The organism is Pseudomonas sp. HY13-MNA-CIBAN-0226 (assembly GCF_040310305.1).
GTDB classification, from domain to species: domain Bacteria; phylum Pseudomonadota; class Gammaproteobacteria; order Pseudomonadales; family Pseudomonadaceae; genus Aquipseudomonas; species Aquipseudomonas gregormendelii.
Genome location: NZ_JBEOPS010000020.1, coordinates 38573 through 53959, shown reverse-complemented (window position 1 = coordinate 53959; position 15387 = coordinate 38573). Strand labels below are relative to the sequence as shown.

Here is a 15387-nt window from a genome sequence, read left to right as displayed (position 1 = left end):
CGTAAGCCCCGCTGTTCCTATGTAAAAACGAGATGTTTGCATCCCTATCCTAACAAGCTTTTTAACTATCTGGCGAAAGCTGGTCTCACTTGGGGGGCAATAGGGCGTGTGTCAGCTGTATGCAGGGCGCGAGAACGTGTTGCTTAGAGGGTTGGCGCCAACGTGATGACTGAATGGCTTGATAGGCGTCTCCTCAGCTATTGAGGATGACTTCTTCAAACTCGTTGAGAGGGCGGACGCTCGCACTGGTACTGGTATTTATCGGTGGCAAGAGCTTCCCAGTCGGCATCATCGGCAAGATTCCGGCGGTCATTTCCCTGAGCGTGACCGTGGGGCTGCTGCTGGGTGGGGTGCTGCTGTCACTTTGGAAAACCCGCGACCAAGCCTCTGCTGGCTCGCAGGAGTAAATCCAAAAAGGTGGCGGCCGCCAGTGGGCTGCCTCCTGGCGAATGGGCGACAGGGCTTGTAATGACCAATTAATCCCGGACATGACGTTATGTTTTTCTTCGGTCTGACTGAGCAAGCGCAAGCCCACCGTTAAATTGATGGGGTCGAATCCAGTTGTACTAATGCATTAAGAAATGACTGATATCACGCCGGACTTATTGGGCGGTTCCTTAACCCACGGCAGGTACCCATTCCGTTTTCAAGTTGCGGAACACGCGTTCCATCGGCGCGTAGTCCCGGTAATTGCCCTGACACACTAATCGCACACTTGAAGAATGGTCGCACACGACTGCCGACGCGGCTGCCGAATGACAATGCCGAGCTGCTGCCGCATAGGGGGCGTCCGTCGATCCACGCGGGTGTGGGTGCGCTTAGCTAGCGTAACGAAACTTCTGATTGGCCTTTCTGCTGCGCCGGCGTGCTGCGGTCAGTGTCGTAAAGGCCACGATTTGGGTCGTATTGGCATACGCCTCAATCTTACCGGTCAGTATAGTCATCATCCGTCACGATGACTAAGTGCCTTAAATTGGACAATACCCGTGAGCGCTTGATTGATTCGGCGCTAAAGTTGTTTCTGTCACAAGGTATATACATTACTGGTGTGATGGCCATCGCCGCGATGGCGGGTGTTACCAAGATGACGCTCTACAGCCATTTCCCCTCCAAGGATGCGCTGATAGTGGCTTGCCTTGAGGAGCGTGACCGACGTTGGCGTGAAGAGGTAGCGTGCACCTTGGCAGGGCATCCTGACCCGGTCAGTGGCATGCTCGCTTTTTTCGATTTGTATCAACGCTTTCTTTTGCGAGATAGCGAACGCGGGTGCCTGTTCGTCAACAGTGCGGCTGAATTCCCCAAGTTTAGCCACCCTGTGCATTTGGCAGTGAGCAGGCATAAGCAAGGTATACGCGAAAATCTCGCTGCATTGGCCAAGAGCGCCGGTGTTAGCGATCCTGGCTTAGTTGCTGAGGGGATTTTTATCTTGCTGGAGGGCAGTTTTGTCAGCGGCGCCATGGGCCAGGAAGTTCGGGTATTCGACACTGCCCGGCAAATTGCTGATTGCTGGATCCGGAACCTGGCCAAGCAGGAGCATAACGTATGACCCTAGGCTTATTGGCCGCCATTGCCGCCACTTTTTCCTGGTCGCTGCTCTATATCTTTCCAGGGCTAGTCGGCGATTACAGCCTTTTTGATCTGGCTGTGGTGAGCTATGCCTTTGCTGGTTTAGGTAGCCTGCTAGTGCTATTTGTTTACCGTAACAAAGTGCGGCATTTGCGACTGAGCGACTGGGCCTGCGCCGCACTGCTGGGCTTCTTGGGGTACATCGGATATTTCTTTCTGATTACCACTGCGGTCTTGGCAGCTGGGCCGGTGATCCCTCCGGTGATGATGGGGTCAGTACCGATCGTGCTCGCAATTGCCGGCAACATGCGAAGCTCCAGCGTGCCCTGGCGCGCCATTTCCGGGCCGCTGGTGGTGGCGGCACTGGGCATAAGTTTGGTCAACTTAAGCGTGTTTGATGCTCGCAGCGCGACGGCGGTGCCCCCGACAACTTCGATACTTTTTGGGCTGCTCGCATCGTTGCTGGCAATCGGATTTTGGACTGGTTTTGGCCTATTAAATGAAAGTGCTTTGGCTCGACGCCCAACCATGTCCCCCATGTTGTGGTCAGCCATGCTGATCTTCATGTGCAGCGTCGAAATGCTGGCCTTCATCCCAGTTGGGCTGTACTTGAAACTGTCCCACTTCGCCGGCCATCCGGGCGGGTTAGCAGGTACTCAGGCGCTAATGGTATGTGGGGTAATTCAGGGGTTAGGGGCCACCCTTGCAGGTGCCTGGGCATGGTCAATCGCAACTCGGCGGCTACCTCTGGCTCTAAGCGGGCAATTGATCGCCAGCGGAACCATTTATGCAACTACGATGGGCCTGCTCATCAACCAACGCTGGCCCTCTCCTACGGAAGCGCTTGGGACAGGGGTGCTATTCGTAGGGGTGGTGTGGTCTATTCACGCCTTTTATCGCAGGCAAACACTTCTCGCGACGCGTGGTAGGATCATTGACGTTAGCCAAAACGAGTGAGATTGTGCCGGTATATGGCATTTCAGGTGCCCATTTTGGATTGATTCGGCATCATTGCCCTAAGCGTTGGGATCGGGACGGTGTGTTGGGCGGACGGTTACAATGGATCGTCCTTCCCTTCGATATCAAGCTTCGAGAGGGCGAGGTATGCGAAGCCGTTCAAGAGTTTGCAAGGTTTCTAGAAAACCTGGGCCGATTCAGGATTAGAGTTTGAACTGATGCACAATTTTCAATAAACGCTCGGCGTCTCCGCCGCTTTCGCGTCCGCGCTTAAGAGTGCTTTCCGCTAGCGCTGCAGTGGTGTTCGCGACGACCGACACACTGCTGATTCGTCGATTAATTTCATCGGTAACCATGGCCTGCTCATTTGCAGCTTGAGCTATCTGTAGGCTCATGTCTGATACAGAAGACACCAGTCCGCTGATTCGTTGTAGCGCCTCGCCAGCGCTAATCGCCTGCTGCACGCCGCGCTCCGCGAAGATACGGCTATCGTCCATTACTTCTACGGCTTGTTTTGAAGCTTTTTGCAGGCGGTCGATCATGCCGTTTATCTCTTGAGTAGACTTTTGCGTTCGGCTAGCGAGCGTACGCACTTCGTCAGCCACTACGGCAAAACCACGACCTTGCTCGCCTGCACGAGCGGCTTCAATGGCTGCGTTAAGAGCCAGTAAATTGGTTTGTTCGGCAATAGTACGAATCACCTCCAGTACCCCACCTATCTCGCGTGAATGGCTTTCTAGATCGAAAATCACAATCGCAGCACGACCCACTTCATCTGCAAGGGCGCGAATATCGATGATAGTTTCATTGACGACGGTGATCGCCGCTTGTGCCTGCTTATCGGCATCTTGAGTTTGAGCCGCGCTGGCTTGGGCGTTTGTAGCCACGCCCTGCACGTTGGTGGCCATCTGATTAGCCGCCGCCGCAACTTGTTCCACCTCGACTTGCAGATCCGTAGCACTGCGCTGAGACGCGCCAGCATCGCGGAGCAATTGTTCGGCGGAGCGCTCCAGGCCCGTTGAAACATCTGCAACTGTGGTGATTTTGAGGCGTAGGTTTCCAAGGAACGCATTGAACAGCTCGATAACCTGTCCAATTTCGTCATTTCGATTCGATTTGATAGTGCGGCTCAGGTCGCCACTACCGTCATTCAACGCGCTCAGAGCCTTACTCAAAGACTGCATGGGCGGTAGTACCCGATTGGCAATTAACCACAATGCCCCAAGCATAATGACCAAGACCGTGCTCCACGCGATGAGGTTAGTGGTTCGAATCATTGTGCGCTCAGCCTTACTGTCAGTTAGCTGCTGACGATATAGCTTATCCAGCGGCTCACTAAAAGCGGCAAAGTCGGAAATAACTTTTGCTGAACGCAGGTCAAAGTCTTCCATGACTTTATCTCCATCAACTTTATTACGGGCATAGGCCTGCACCATGAGCATACCGGTACTGTTAAGCTGCTCAAGTGGAGTGCGCAAAGCCTGAATACGGCTGGAAAGGCTCGGAACCATGGGCGTAAGTTCATCAAGTAACTGAAGCGATGCGGTGTAATATTTCTGCGCATCGTCTAAGGGTTCAGCGTCTTGGGTTAGGCTTGCATCAGTATAAAACTGTTGGATTTGTGCGCTGTCGTAACGCAGTTCTTGGGTTGATTCAAGAGCGGTTCCTAATTGCTTGCTATTGAGCTCCATGTCATCGAGGTCATTGATTTGGGTGTGCATTAATAAGGTCAAACCCACTGCGGTTGCGACCAAGCCTGCTGCACAGAAAACCATCAAACGAGAAATACTTAGCGTCACAGAGTTCTCCAGTATTGCAAAGGAAATAAGAGCGTGGCTCGCGCGCTTGCGTCTGAGGCGCACGTGCAAGAAGCTTCCTACATTGTAATCGGCATATGACGTGGCCAAGACGTCGCACTGGAGATGGCGCGCGTCTACCTGTTACTGAACGCAAATTAAGAGTATCAACAACAATGGCTTGGTGTTGGTGAATTTACTAATATCAGATACCACCTGACAGGTTGAGGTGGATCTCTCTAAAACTAAAATTGCCGAGCTTCTTAACTTGGCGATTTTTAATGGAAATAGTTGAGCCTGCTTTTTACAATTTAGGCCGTTTGCCATCCCTGAGTTTTAGCGCTGACACCTCGCAGCGATTTTCTCTACAGCGGCGTCACCCGTCAGCATGGAATATCCATTTCAAATCGGGGCGTACGCAGCATAGACGTTCAACTAACGCGAGGAGCGGCAGTGATGCCCCCCATTTCAGTGCAATTACTCAAAAACCTAGGTGGGCAGTTGGCACTCCATCGGGTCGAGTCTAGGATTGCAATCCAGCGGCCATCTGCAAAGCTCGCATGCAATGACGACTGCATCTGATCGAGATTGGCGCACAAAGCCTTGGCGCCGAACTCAGCATGCCTAATGTCAAAAAATACCAGCTTGGCGTCCTGGCCACGGCGTTGCACAATTTTTATTTCTTGGCGGAGCAGTGAGCATTCACCCGCAAAATGCATCACTAGATGCCATTGGCCATTATTGTACAAAGCTTCCAATGTTGTATAGGTATTGTACAAGGTATTCCGAAATATCTGGACTTACAATGGGCGTCACTGTTTTATTCTGAGTAAACGGTGATGCCCGGCCCTTGGATAGCTCAGCCGTGATCTCGATTGCTCTCATCGCTGGTAAATCCAGCGCGGCAGAGGCGGCAGTTAGCTGCCGGCCCAGCACAAATTCGTACCTGACAAAGCTCTTGCCTGGGGTAAAGGGCAACTGTGGCAGAGGAGGCCGGTGCGGTTGCTGAGTCGGGTATGCGGTTATGCCGATGTGCTTCTGTACCGTAATCGCTAATGAAATTCGTGTCATGTGGCTTTATGTGAAACGAAGAACAGTGAGCCATTTCGTCAAGCAGTGCCCCAATGGGCTCCGGCCGGTGAGGATAATCACCCTGCGCATAGGCTATTCGCATTCTGTAGCGGACAATGCGATTTACTATTTGCTAAAGCTACTGGGGTAACAGAGTGGTGCTTGAGCACTCAGCCAATCGAGTTATTTCCCATGATGCGGTGTGTTATTCCCTACTTCATTCGGGAATCGCCTCCGTGCACAAGGCTGGGAGTGGGCGGGAGACCTCTCATCCATAAATGAGATAGCCGATGGTTGCGCATTTACGGACGTGAGATAGCATCGCTCCATCACTTCCCTATACGATTAGCAGAACTCTAAGCGAATCTCCGGCTCACTTTTCAATTACTTCCCCGCGCATAGGGGCCAGTCGCGCAATCAAACGATTCTGCACCGGCACCGCGATCCCCAGATCATCCATCGCTGCAATCAAGTCTTCGACCAGCGCATTGAAGTCACTGCGGCTGACATTTTGCCCCCTGTGACTCTCGGCCATGCTGTCACCGGTATAGGTACAAGGGCCGCCCGCTTCAACACAAAATTGCTCAATCAATTTGTCCCGTAGCCGCTGGATATCGATCTTGCGAAACCGCTCAACGATTCGCTCGTCCCGAGCAATGTTTAGCAGCATGCGCTCAACAATTCGAGTGATCCCCAGATGTGCGCCCAGGGCTTGATAAAGGCTGTCATCCTTAGGAGCTTTTTGCGCACAAGCACTCAATAGCAAAACGAGAAACAGTGGCAACAATCGCATCAGAAACTTCCCTGCAAGGACAGATATGTGCCGTTTTGGTTATCTAGCGTGGCGATCTCCCCCAGGCGTGCATAGGCCAGGACCACCGACATATGCTTGTTGGGGAAATATCCTAAAAACAGATCCGCCCAATCGCTTTCACCGGCGAAGGACAGGTTGTCCGGCTTCTGCCGGTACTCGACGCCCAGCGCCCAGTGCGGGTTGAACAGCACGGCAATCGACCCCTCCTTCAGTACACTGCGAGTGTCTCGACGGTCACCACCAAAACCCAGCAACCCGGTTTCATTGGCGCGGCTGTACCGCAGGCTGCCATTGACCAAGAGGTTGTAGCCAAATGCTGCGCTCATGAACAAGCGACTTGCGGCTATATATCCCTCAGTGTCGCTGTCACGCTGAGCGTCAACCAGGCTCGAGATCAGAAAATCGCGCTGATGTTTGTACTCCAACCCTAGCGACACCTGCGGGAGATCGTCGTAGATCACGTCACCAAACAAACGCACCTTTAGCCCGAGTACGTCTTGGCTTAGGTTATCTTCAGGGAGATTCAGTTTGCTAACCAAAGACCCCAGATCAAAACGCTGCCGGGCGAAAGACAGCTCGATACGGTTGTCATAGGCCAAAGCTAACCCAGCAACATCCAGCCGATAGTCCGGCAAATTGACCGTAGTGGCGAACGCGGTCGCGTCCCACTCGTTCTTTTCGCCGTAGCCAGTAAGTATTGCCCAAGGTGTAATACCTCCGCCTGCTGCACCCTCGAGGCTACTGGCACCACCTGTGGCAATCAGCCGTCCATTATCAGCGAGGGAGGTTTGGAGGCTCAGGCCGATGAGACAGCCGATCAGCAGAGAGAAACGATAGGTCATGGCGATCAATGAACAATGGATGTATGAAAGTTAAGAGGCAAGGCCACCCAGGCTTCAAATGCTGCGGCAGTAAGTGGCCGACTGATGAGATAACCCTGCGCCGTATCGCAGTGCCAGCGTTCGAGTAAGCGCAGGCTGTGTGCATACTCGACGCCTTCGGCAACTACCTTAAGACCAAGGTTATGGCTCATTTCGATGGTCGAGCGGACGATCACGGCGTCCTCACTGGTTTCATCCAGGTCACGGACGAAGGACTGATCAATTTTCAACTCCTGTACAGGGAGTCGCTTGAGGTGAGCCAAGGACGAGTAGCCAGTACCGAAGTCATCCACCGACAAGCTAATGCCGCAATCACGCAGTTGATGCAGGACTTTTAATGCACGCTCCGGCTCCCGCATGACTGCGCTTTCGGTGATTTCGAATATCAATTGCTCCGCTGGCAGGCGGTAGTTTCGTAATAATGCCAAGACGCGAGCGGCCAGTTCATCGCTAAGTAAGTCATCGGCGGAAATGTTTAGCGAAAGCTGCAAGCAAAGACCCCGCTGATTCCACTCGGAGAGTTGGCGCATCCCCTCGTTGATCACCCAATTAGTAAGCACTTGGATGCTTCCAGTACGTTCTGCCAAAGGAATGAACTCCGCAGGCGAAACCATTCCAAGTTGCGGGTGCTGCCAGCGCAATAAGGCTTCGGCTTGGCGGACGTGACCTTTACGGATATCCAACTTCGGCTGGTAATGCAGTAGAAGCTCGCCTTTGCTGGCAGCGTGGCGCAGGTCACGAATCAGAGTGATCTGTCGACGGTGGGCCAAGTCACGCCCGTGTTGATAAATTTGTAAATGGCCGGGCAACTGCGCAGCGTCTTTCATGGCAATGGAGGCGCGTTCCAGTAGCGTCTGCGCGCTTTGCCCATCAGCGGGAAATGCCGCTATACCGAGTCTGCAATCCAGAGCCAAATCGTGACCGTTGATATGCTGAGGCTTAAGCAGTAATTGCTGAATCCGGTCAGCTACTGCGACTGCCGCATCACTGTCGAAGCCATCAAGCAAGAGCAGAAACTCGTCGGCGATCAGATGCGCTACCGTATCACCGGGATGCAGCGATTCCTGTAGGCGCTGACCGGTTTGGCGGAGCAACTGATCAACCGTTTCAGGGTCGGCTGTTTCGTTGATAGACCGCAGGTTTTGAATGCCCAAGACGATCAATGCCATCGGTCGTGTTGCGGCAATCGCGCTGCCTAATCGCTCTACTGCTAAAGCGCGGTTGGGCAAGCCAGTGAGGGGATCATGCAGGGCGTTGTGAGCCAGTTGCTGTTCACGCTCTGCGATGCCGCGCTGCATAGAGTTGACTGCTTTGGCCAGTAATCCGAATTCGTCACTTCTCCTTAGTATTACGGGAGTTTGATAATCGCCTTGGCCGATTCGCTCCGCTGCTAGGGCCAAAGATCTAACGGGTTGCGACACACCTCGGGCCAATAGGAGAGCCCCCGCTAATGAGGCAAGCAAGGCTATCAAGGCAATGCCAAGGATTTTTTCATCAAGGGGAGCAAACGCTCGCATGGCAGCATCGAGTGGGCTTTGCAATAAAGCTATCACTTGACCGTCATATCCATCCGCGCCGCCAGCCAACACCAAGGACTGGCTCAGGAAATTATTCTCCAAGTGCTCCGTCAGCTGAACCGCGTCGCGCATAGACGTGTTAAGCATCAGCCCTGTGATACTTGGGCCAAGAATGTCAGGTTGGGTGCTGACGAGTGGCCCCGGCTGTTGTTTATCCACTGCCAGAAACGACACTTCAAGATTGGTAAGCGAGCGCAACTCCCGGGCAAATGCACTGTCCATGCTGAAGCCCATCACCACCCTGGCAATCGGTAGAGGCGCGAGCACTGTCGCTTCAACAAGCAAGTGGGGCTTACCCTGCAGTGGCACGATCAACATGGTTTTTTGCATGCGCCGGGCTTCGCGCAGAGCTTGGTCGAAACGAAACAGCGAGCCATCCGCCACATCGTCGAGAGTGCTAGCGAGAACTGTTCCATCCATACTGAGTAGAATCATGTCACTGGCGTTGATGCGCTTGCCATGATTGAGCAGCACCGAACGTATGGTTGCAGAATCTCTGCTGGCCACCGCATCGCGAAAACCGAAGTCGGCTGCGAGTAATTGCACTCCGTCTGCCAAGCGTCGCCCTCGCACCTCAAGCAGGCGTTCGAAGACTCGCGTACCGACGTCCAGTTGAGTATTGGCCTGGCTACGCACCGCTGAGTTGGTCGCAACCTTTACGCTGAAATAAAGTGAGCCAATCACCACCAGTAAAAGCAGGATCAGAACTGCGGTAACTTGAGCCTGAAAACTATTGCGCAGTTTCACGGGCAGCTCGCTTGAACGCGTCGCCGAAGGTACTCGGTGCAGGTGCGGTTGGAGCGTTCGTAGACAAAGGCTCCAGGGTGAGGTTAAAGGTCTGCTTGAGGCCGTCGACAGGTACTTTTATAGAACCTGCACTGAGCGGCTGCATGTCTTTGAGTTGTGGATGCCAGAGAGTGACCTGGTAAACACCGACGGGAAGGTTATCAAGCGTCAATTTTCCTTGAGCGTCAGTGACGCCAAAGCGCGGATCGTCAGTGACGTAAACGTAGCCAAGCATCCAGTCATGGATGTTGCATCCAAGCACCACAACACCAGTCTTGTCGAACAGGACTGGGTCGGACGGTGTGCCTTCGTAAAGACGTAGCTCGAAGCGTTTTGCCGGCGAGAACGAGTAGACCTGATGGCGGATGTTGTCGCTGTTAGGGAACTTGATAGGCGTACCGGTATGCACTGCCAGCACATGCGGGGCGAACTGTTGAGAGCGCTGATCCATATCGGCGTTTCGATGAGCTGAGGGCTGGCCAATTGGCCCTTGAAGAGTGAGCACCGCGTCGGACAGCGGATTGCCGTCTTGCTCATTTATTACGACCTCAAGCTTGGCTAAACCAGCCCAACCATCAGCACATATCAAAGCTGTAACTAGCGAAAGAAGCGAGCAAATCCTGGCCATACCGATTCCAAGCAAAAGCGATTTTAGTGGGCAGTCCTTGCCGGAGAGATAAGTAGGTGCCGATAATTGCTCAGCTGAAGCCAAATGCCACCATCAAATTTGATTCGACATGGCATCAATAGGCAGCCCGCAAAATGCGTGCTCTGTGCAGCGTATCGACCAGATAGGAAAAACCTGAATAGCTGTGCATTTGAAACCACCTACCACTGGTCTTCTCTAGCAGCATGCGGCGATGTGATCAGGGAAGTGCGCTGTTGTGGGGAATTGGTAGCGTTTAAGTCACCCTAAAAAATGCGACCTTCTGGGTAAGGCGATCAGCTAGCTGCGCTAACTCCTGACTGGCCGTCGCAACTTCTCGAGAGCCAGTTGCCGATTGCACCGTTGAGGTATGGATGCGCGTGATATTTTGCGCAACGTCTTCGGCCACCACGCTTTGCTGGACAGATGCGCTGGCGATTTGTGCATTCATGTGGTTTATGGCGCCGACTTGCTGGCTAATTTTACCTAGCGCCGCCTGGGCATTGCGGGTTTGCGAAACGGTGTGGCTTACCAGTTCGCAACTATTACGCATGGTTTGTGCAGCAGTTTCAGTTCCGCTCTGCAGGGTACCGATCATTTCGCGAATTTCCCGCGTCGACTCCTGAGTTCGATTAGCTAGAGAGCGCACCTCATCGGCCACAACCGCAAACCCTCGGCCATGCTCACCTGCTCGGGCCGCTTCGATGGCAGCGTTAAGCGCCAATAGGTTAGTTTGCGTGGCAATTGAATTGATTACCTCGATCACTATTTCAATCTCTTCGCTGCGCTTGGACACCTGCTCTACGGTATTGGTGGTTTCAACCAGTGTGTCCGCCAATTGTTCAATAGCGAGAGTGGTGTCCGCAACGACGCGATTTCCGCTTACAACTTCAGCATCGGCTAGACGCGTCGCGTCCGCTGCTTGAGAGGCATAGCCTGAAACTTCATTGACCGTTGCCGCCATTTGCGTAATTGCAGTTGCCACCTGCTCGGCTTCACGGGTCTGCAGGCTGATTTGATTGTTATTGGTGGACGATGTGGTCAACAGTTGCCGAGATGAATTGTTGACCTCTTGGGCCGCTATACGTACTTCACTAATGGTATCAGCCAAACGGCTAAGAGCAGTTTTCAGAACGCCCATCACGCTGTTCGGATAATCGGTAACGATCACTTGTTGCAAATCGCCTGCGGCCAACCGTTGGATAGCCTGCGCAACCTGAGTCGGCTCAGCGCCCAGCGTGGACTTGACGAAGCGGATGATAGAGATTGCCAGGATGATGCTCAGCAGCAGTGCTATGCCGGTTGCCATGAGCATCAGTCCTCTAAACTCACTGGCAGTGGCCTGTACAGCAGTGAGTTGGCTCTTGATCGAGGCTTCTTCGTAGTCAATCAGTGCGTTCACGCGTTTCAACCACTCGCTGTATTCACCTGAGGTCTGGCGCAGCAGCAAAGCTTGTGCTCCAGAGATATCTCCGGCGCGGCGCAGGGCGATTACCGATTTAGTGGAAGCGAGCGTTTGCGTTTCGATATCTTTAATCGCTCTTAGCAGCTGTTGCTCCTGCGATGTTACACCAGCAGTTGCGAATAGCTGATCCATTGGTGTTGCTGAATCGGAGTAGGCCTGTTCTAGATTGGTAACTTCGTTGAGATGGACGGCTAAGTCTTGATCACTATCCACTAATACTGCGTCCCGAATGGCAATAGCTCGGTTGTGCACGCTCCCCCGAAAGTTAATAGCGTAGCGTTGAATTTTCGCCGCATTTTCGCTCACGTGTTCCAGGGTGGAGTGGATAAAGCCTACCCGTTGAATGCCCACGGCGGTGATTAGGATAAGCAACGATACAATTACGGCGAAGCCAAGGCCTATGCGCGAGGCTAGTGAGATTGAGTTTTTCATGGGCGGTGCTCATAGATAGACCCTGTACGGGCAGGACTTGGTGCTTCCATTTTGCTATCCGTGTCAGGGCTACTGGTGTACCGCTACCGCCCATTTGAAAGTTACGACAGCCTGGCTAGGCACTAGCGCAGCAGAGGATGCTAACCGACTGGTGGCAGAGTGACATACATTACTGAGAACCTATACAAGAATTTCATTTTGTATAGGTATTTTCTCGTTTCGCTGAGTGAAGGCCTTGCAGCCTGTCGCAAGCTGGTTTAGAGAATGCACCAACATAGCTAGCAGATCGGCTCGTGAAAGCTGCGTAGCCTGATGAGGGAGCTGGGAGTGGCTAGCGAGAACTCCGGCTCTTATGCTTAAAAGCGACGGTGAACATTTCCTGCGATCCATCCAATCGACTCATGTCCGGTCGTGCTTCTCATCGGAACCTGACTGCGCTCGCTTGCGAGAGTGGCTCATAGCCGCTAATGGTGATGAGTTGCTTGGAGAGGGCGTGAAGATGATTTCGAGATTTGCTGTTGTCCCTGCAATCCCAACGGAAACGGGATCAATGCGTAACGGACGTCAGCGCTTCCTTGGCGGCTCCCAGCGCGAAGACAATGAATCGATGCATCTTCTTCAAGTCTTTTATTGGCACAACCTGCTTGGGTAGAATCCCGCTTCAGGATCGACAGACTGAGTGGGCACTCGACCGCCCACTGCACAGTTCAAACCTTCGGAAAACTCCGTAGGCAAGGCAGTGATGCCTGATTTGCCGTTTTGAGAAGTCTACATACGCTCGCCTTACCCGGACCCCAATTGCTCTGTGCTTGCTTCTTTCGGCGTGTGGTGAGCACACCGCGCCCGACCCCAGGATCGACCGCCCACCATTGGTGAGTACTGCTCCTGTCAAAGCCAACCAGCAATTACGAGAGCAGAGATTCACGAGCATCATTGCCGCGAGAGTCGAAAGCTCCTTTCATAATTTTGACTAACGGGTAGCCGATATCTTGCGTCACCCCGTGCTTGTGTGTTTGGCAGAGCGGGTTCAGAGTACTGCCCATCAAGTCATTCCAAGGTTGAGTGTCAAATTGTTTTCTACCTATTTGAGATTAATGATTTTTTCTTTCTTATTAAAATCGTCGTCTAGAAAAAGAGCTCCTGTGAAGGAAGGTTTATGTTGAAGTTTTTCGCTCTGCTGACACTCCTGGCGTCCACCGCCGTCCACGCCCAAACCCCGCTGCAAGCCGATCTGCCGCTCCAATACCTGGAGCAGACCCACGCCGATTCGCGCAATCTGCCCCTGGTGATTTTCCTCCACGGCTATGGCAGTAACGAAGAGGACCTGTTCGGCATCAAGGATCAATTGCCCGAGCAGTACAACTACCTGTCGGTACGCGCGCCGATGGTGATGGAAGAAGGCAGGTACCAGTGGTTCCGCCAAAAAGGCCAGGGTGCCTACAACGGCGAAACCGATGACCTGAAAAACAGCAGCCAGGTTTTGCTGGACTTCATCACCCAAGCCGCCAGCAAATACCGCACCGCACCGAACAAGGTGTTCCTCGTGGGCTTCAGCCAGGGTGCGATCATGTCCTACGAGGTGGCGCTGCGTCATCCGCAGGCGCTGGGAGGCATTGCAGCGCTGAGCGGGCGTATCCTGCCGGTGCTCAAGGCCGAGCTCAAACCCGATGAAAAACGCCAGCAGCTGGCGATCTTCATCGGCCATGGCACCGCAGACAAACGCCTGCCTTACGTCGATGGCACAGACGCCAACAGCCTTCTGCAAAGCCTGTCGCTCAAGCCCCAATTTCATGCCTATCCGGGGGTGGGTCACAGCATCAGCGCAGCCGAAATGCAGGACTTGAACGCCTGGCTGCAAAGCCTAAACCCTTAGGTTTATTTACCGCTGAGCATCCGCTTGATCAGGGTTTCATGCGCCGCCATGTCGCCGGGCCGGGAAATCACCCGGACCACCGCCATGTGGTTGCCAGAGGCCGCCATCAGCGTGGTGTTGAGGGTTTGCCCACCACCCTGGGTGGCCGTGCTGTCGACCTGGCGCACACCCAGACCAGTGCTTTTGAGGGTCAGGCTTTTCTCGCTCAACTTGTTGTAGTCGGGGAGGGCCTTGCGCTGCGCCGCGTCAAAGTCCGCCGCAGTGCCGTCGAGAAAGGCGCCGTCATTGTCCTTGACCTTGAGACCCTCGGGCAGGGTGTTTTCTGCGGCGATCACCACGGTCTTGGTGGTTTCGTTGGCGTACATGGTCCCGCTGGCGCCCGATGAGCTGGCCGGCAATGGCGTGGCGACGAAGCCTTTGGGCAGGGTAAAGATGAACTTGCCGCCCAGCATCGACACCTTCTGCGACGATGCGGAACTGCTGGTGGCCTTGGCCGCCTGAGCATTCAGGGCCCCCAGGCTGGCAGCGACGGCCAGCAACAGGACAACGGCTTTGTTGCTAAACAATGACATTCGGGATCTCCAGGGGTTGTCGCGCGTCAGCCGCGATCGGTTCAGACGCGATCATCCCATGCCACGTGCAAGTCACTCCAGTACCGGTGCTCGGCCAGTCACTCGTCGCAAGCCTGGGCGCGCACGCTGACCGCAGGTTTTGCCAGCAGGCGCCGGGTCACACCGAGCATGGCCACCGAGACCGCGACGCCGAGGGCAAATGCGCTGAGGCCCATTGTGGGCAAGGCCAGGGCCAGGACCAGGCAAAAGGCGGCAAACGAATACATGCCAGTCGCCGTGGCGCGCAGCAACGCAGCCGTGAACGCCGGCCCACGGGTTTGCTGGGAGAACACGGCCATTACGCTGCCGAGCACCGGGAACACCGCCAGCAGGCCGCTCCAGCGCTCGCCCACGGTACTTGCCAACAAGGTGACCGCCAGTGTCAGCAGGGCACCGGCGACCATGCGCCATAGCAGTCTGTCAGACTTGGGGGCGGTGCCTGAGATCACGGGCTGCACCGACGGAAACAGATAAGGCGCCGCCAGCAACGCGCTCGCAGCGGCGATTGTGGAAAACACCAGGGACGCGGGGATCGACGATAACACCACCGCCAACATGGCCCACACGGCTAACGAAAGACTCAGCGCGGTCGGCCAGTTGCTGCGCTGTGCGACTTGGGCATAGGTGACGCAAAAGGCGATCATCGCGAACATGGCCGATAACGCGGCGGTGGCCGAGCGGGCGGCGAATGCTTCGCCTTGTTCGATGGCCAGGAAGAACAGAATCGGCCCGACCACCACTGGCAGTCCTGACAGCCACCCAGCTACGCTGGGGCCCCAGCGTTTGCCCGCCAGGGAGATGAGTAGCAGAAATCCGGGAATGACCAGCAGTTTGAGCAATAGCACGCACGCGTCTCCATCCTGTGTGAGACTGCCACGTTAGCATGCGCCGGACGGATTGTTGTATAGCTTT

General features: G+C 54.3%; 10 protein-coding genes and 5 pseudogenes. 4 read left to right on the top strand and 11 right to left on the bottom strand.

Going from position 1 to position 15387, the window contains the following annotated elements; genetic code table 11:
* Positions 1–239: 239 nt before the first annotated feature.
* A pseudogene (locus AAEZ05_RS21245) lies at positions 240–407 on the top strand (TerC family protein); the annotation flags it as partial.
* Positions 408–494: 87 nt separating this feature from the next.
* Here the strand turns inward: AAEZ05_RS21245 and AAEZ05_RS21240 are convergent.
* A pseudogene (locus tag AAEZ05_RS21240) lies at positions 495–698 on the bottom strand (IS3 family transposase); the annotation flags it as partial.
* A gap of 275 nt (positions 699–973) precedes the next feature.
* Here AAEZ05_RS21240 and AAEZ05_RS21235 point away from each other — a divergent pair.
* Together AAEZ05_RS21235 and AAEZ05_RS21230 are read left to right on the top strand one after the other, a co-directional pair.
* A complete protein-coding gene (locus AAEZ05_RS21235) occupies positions 974–1546 on the top strand; it encodes a TetR/AcrR family transcriptional regulator (protein ID WP_350648704.1) in 573 nt (190 codons plus the stop codon).
* Positions 1543–2523: a DMT family transporter gene (locus AAEZ05_RS21230; RefSeq protein WP_045059739.1), complete on the top strand. Its 981-nt coding sequence runs from the start codon at positions 1543–1545 to the stop codon at positions 2521–2523. The genes AAEZ05_RS21235 and AAEZ05_RS21230 overlap by 4 nt, the downstream gene beginning before the upstream one ends.
* 203 nt (positions 2524–2726) lie before the next feature.
* Here AAEZ05_RS21230 and AAEZ05_RS30835 read toward each other — a convergent pair whose 3' ends face one another.
* The 8 genes and pseudogenes from AAEZ05_RS30835 to AAEZ05_RS30820 form a co-directional block, all read right to left on the bottom strand.
* The gene (locus tag AAEZ05_RS30835; protein WP_414704667.1) at positions 2727–3461 is read right to left on the bottom strand and encodes a methyl-accepting chemotaxis protein; all 735 of its coding nucleotides are present in this window, start codon (positions 3459–3461) and stop codon (positions 2727–2729) included.
* A gap of 123 nt (positions 3462–3584) precedes the next feature.
* Positions 3585–3752: pseudogene (locus tag AAEZ05_RS30830) on the bottom strand (HAMP domain-containing protein); the annotation flags it as partial.
* A 2011-nt stretch (positions 3753–5763) separates the two neighbouring features.
* On the bottom strand, positions 5764–6186 hold the full coding sequence (locus tag AAEZ05_RS21220) for a group I truncated hemoglobin (RefSeq protein ID WP_350648771.1): 423 nt from the start codon (positions 6184–6186) through the stop codon (positions 5764–5766).
* Positions 6183–7046 (bottom strand): DUF3034 family protein, encoded by an 864-nt coding sequence (locus AAEZ05_RS21215; protein WP_350648702.1) that lies wholly within the window; start codon positions 7044–7046, stop codon positions 6183–6185. Before AAEZ05_RS21215 ends, AAEZ05_RS21220 begins: the two co-directional genes overlap by 4 nt.
* Positions 7047–7051: 5 nt before the next feature.
* Positions 7052–9409: a putative bifunctional diguanylate cyclase/phosphodiesterase gene (locus AAEZ05_RS21210; protein WP_350648700.1), complete on the bottom strand. Its 2358-nt coding sequence runs from the start codon at positions 9407–9409 to the stop codon at positions 7052–7054.
* Positions 9393–10076: a methylamine utilization protein gene (locus AAEZ05_RS21205; RefSeq protein ID WP_045060535.1), complete on the bottom strand. Its 684-nt coding sequence runs from the start codon at positions 10074–10076 to the stop codon at positions 9393–9395. The genes AAEZ05_RS21210 and AAEZ05_RS21205 overlap by 17 nt, the downstream gene beginning before the upstream one ends.
* Before the next feature lie 274 nt (positions 10077–10350).
* Positions 10351–10878: pseudogene (locus tag AAEZ05_RS30825) on the bottom strand (methyl-accepting chemotaxis protein); the annotation flags it as partial.
* Between the two features lie 600 nt (positions 10879–11478).
* A pseudogene (locus tag AAEZ05_RS30820) lies at positions 11479–11991 on the bottom strand (MCP four helix bundle domain-containing protein); the annotation flags it as partial.
* Positions 11992–13147: 1156 nt separating this feature from the next.
* Here AAEZ05_RS30820 and AAEZ05_RS21195 point away from each other — a divergent pair.
* Positions 13148–13864, top strand: a complete 717-nt coding sequence (locus tag AAEZ05_RS21195) for an alpha/beta hydrolase (RefSeq protein ID WP_045060537.1) — start codon at positions 13148–13150, stop codon at positions 13862–13864.
* 2 nt (positions 13865–13866) lie between these two features.
* Here the strand turns inward: AAEZ05_RS21195 and AAEZ05_RS21190 are convergent, their stop codons facing one another.
* Positions 13867–14436, bottom strand: coding sequence for a DcrB/PsbP domain-containing protein (locus AAEZ05_RS21190; protein ID WP_350648697.1), 570 nt, complete (start codon positions 14434–14436; stop codon positions 13867–13869).
* 98 nt (positions 14437–14534) lie between these two features.
* Positions 14535–15320 carry a hypothetical protein gene (locus AAEZ05_RS21185; RefSeq protein WP_205894241.1) on the bottom strand — a complete coding sequence of 262 codons (786 nt, stop codon included), beginning with the start codon at positions 15318–15320 and terminating at the stop codon, positions 14535–14537.
* Positions 15321–15387: the final 67 nt, after the last annotated feature.

Excerpts from the sequence above, each read along its gene's own strand:
- AAEZ05_RS21230 (WP_045059739.1), top strand. The coding sequence starts at position 1,543 with ATGACCCTAGGCTTATTGGCCGCCATTGCCGCCACTTTTTCCTGGTCG.
- AAEZ05_RS21215 (WP_350648702.1), bottom strand. The coding sequence starts at position 7,046 with ATGACCTATCGTTTCTCTCTGCTGATCGGCTGTCTCATCGGCCTGAGC.
- AAEZ05_RS21205 (WP_045060535.1), bottom strand. The coding sequence starts at position 10,076 with ATGGCCAGGATTTGCTCGCTTCTTTCGCTAGTTACAGCTTTGATATGT.
- AAEZ05_RS21195 (WP_045060537.1), top strand. The coding sequence starts at position 13,148 with ATGTTGAAGTTTTTCGCTCTGCTGACACTCCTGGCGTCCACCGCCGTC.
- AAEZ05_RS21190 (WP_350648697.1), bottom strand. The coding sequence starts at position 14,436 with ATGTCATTGTTTAGCAACAAAGCCGTTGTCCTGTTGCTGGCCGTCGCT.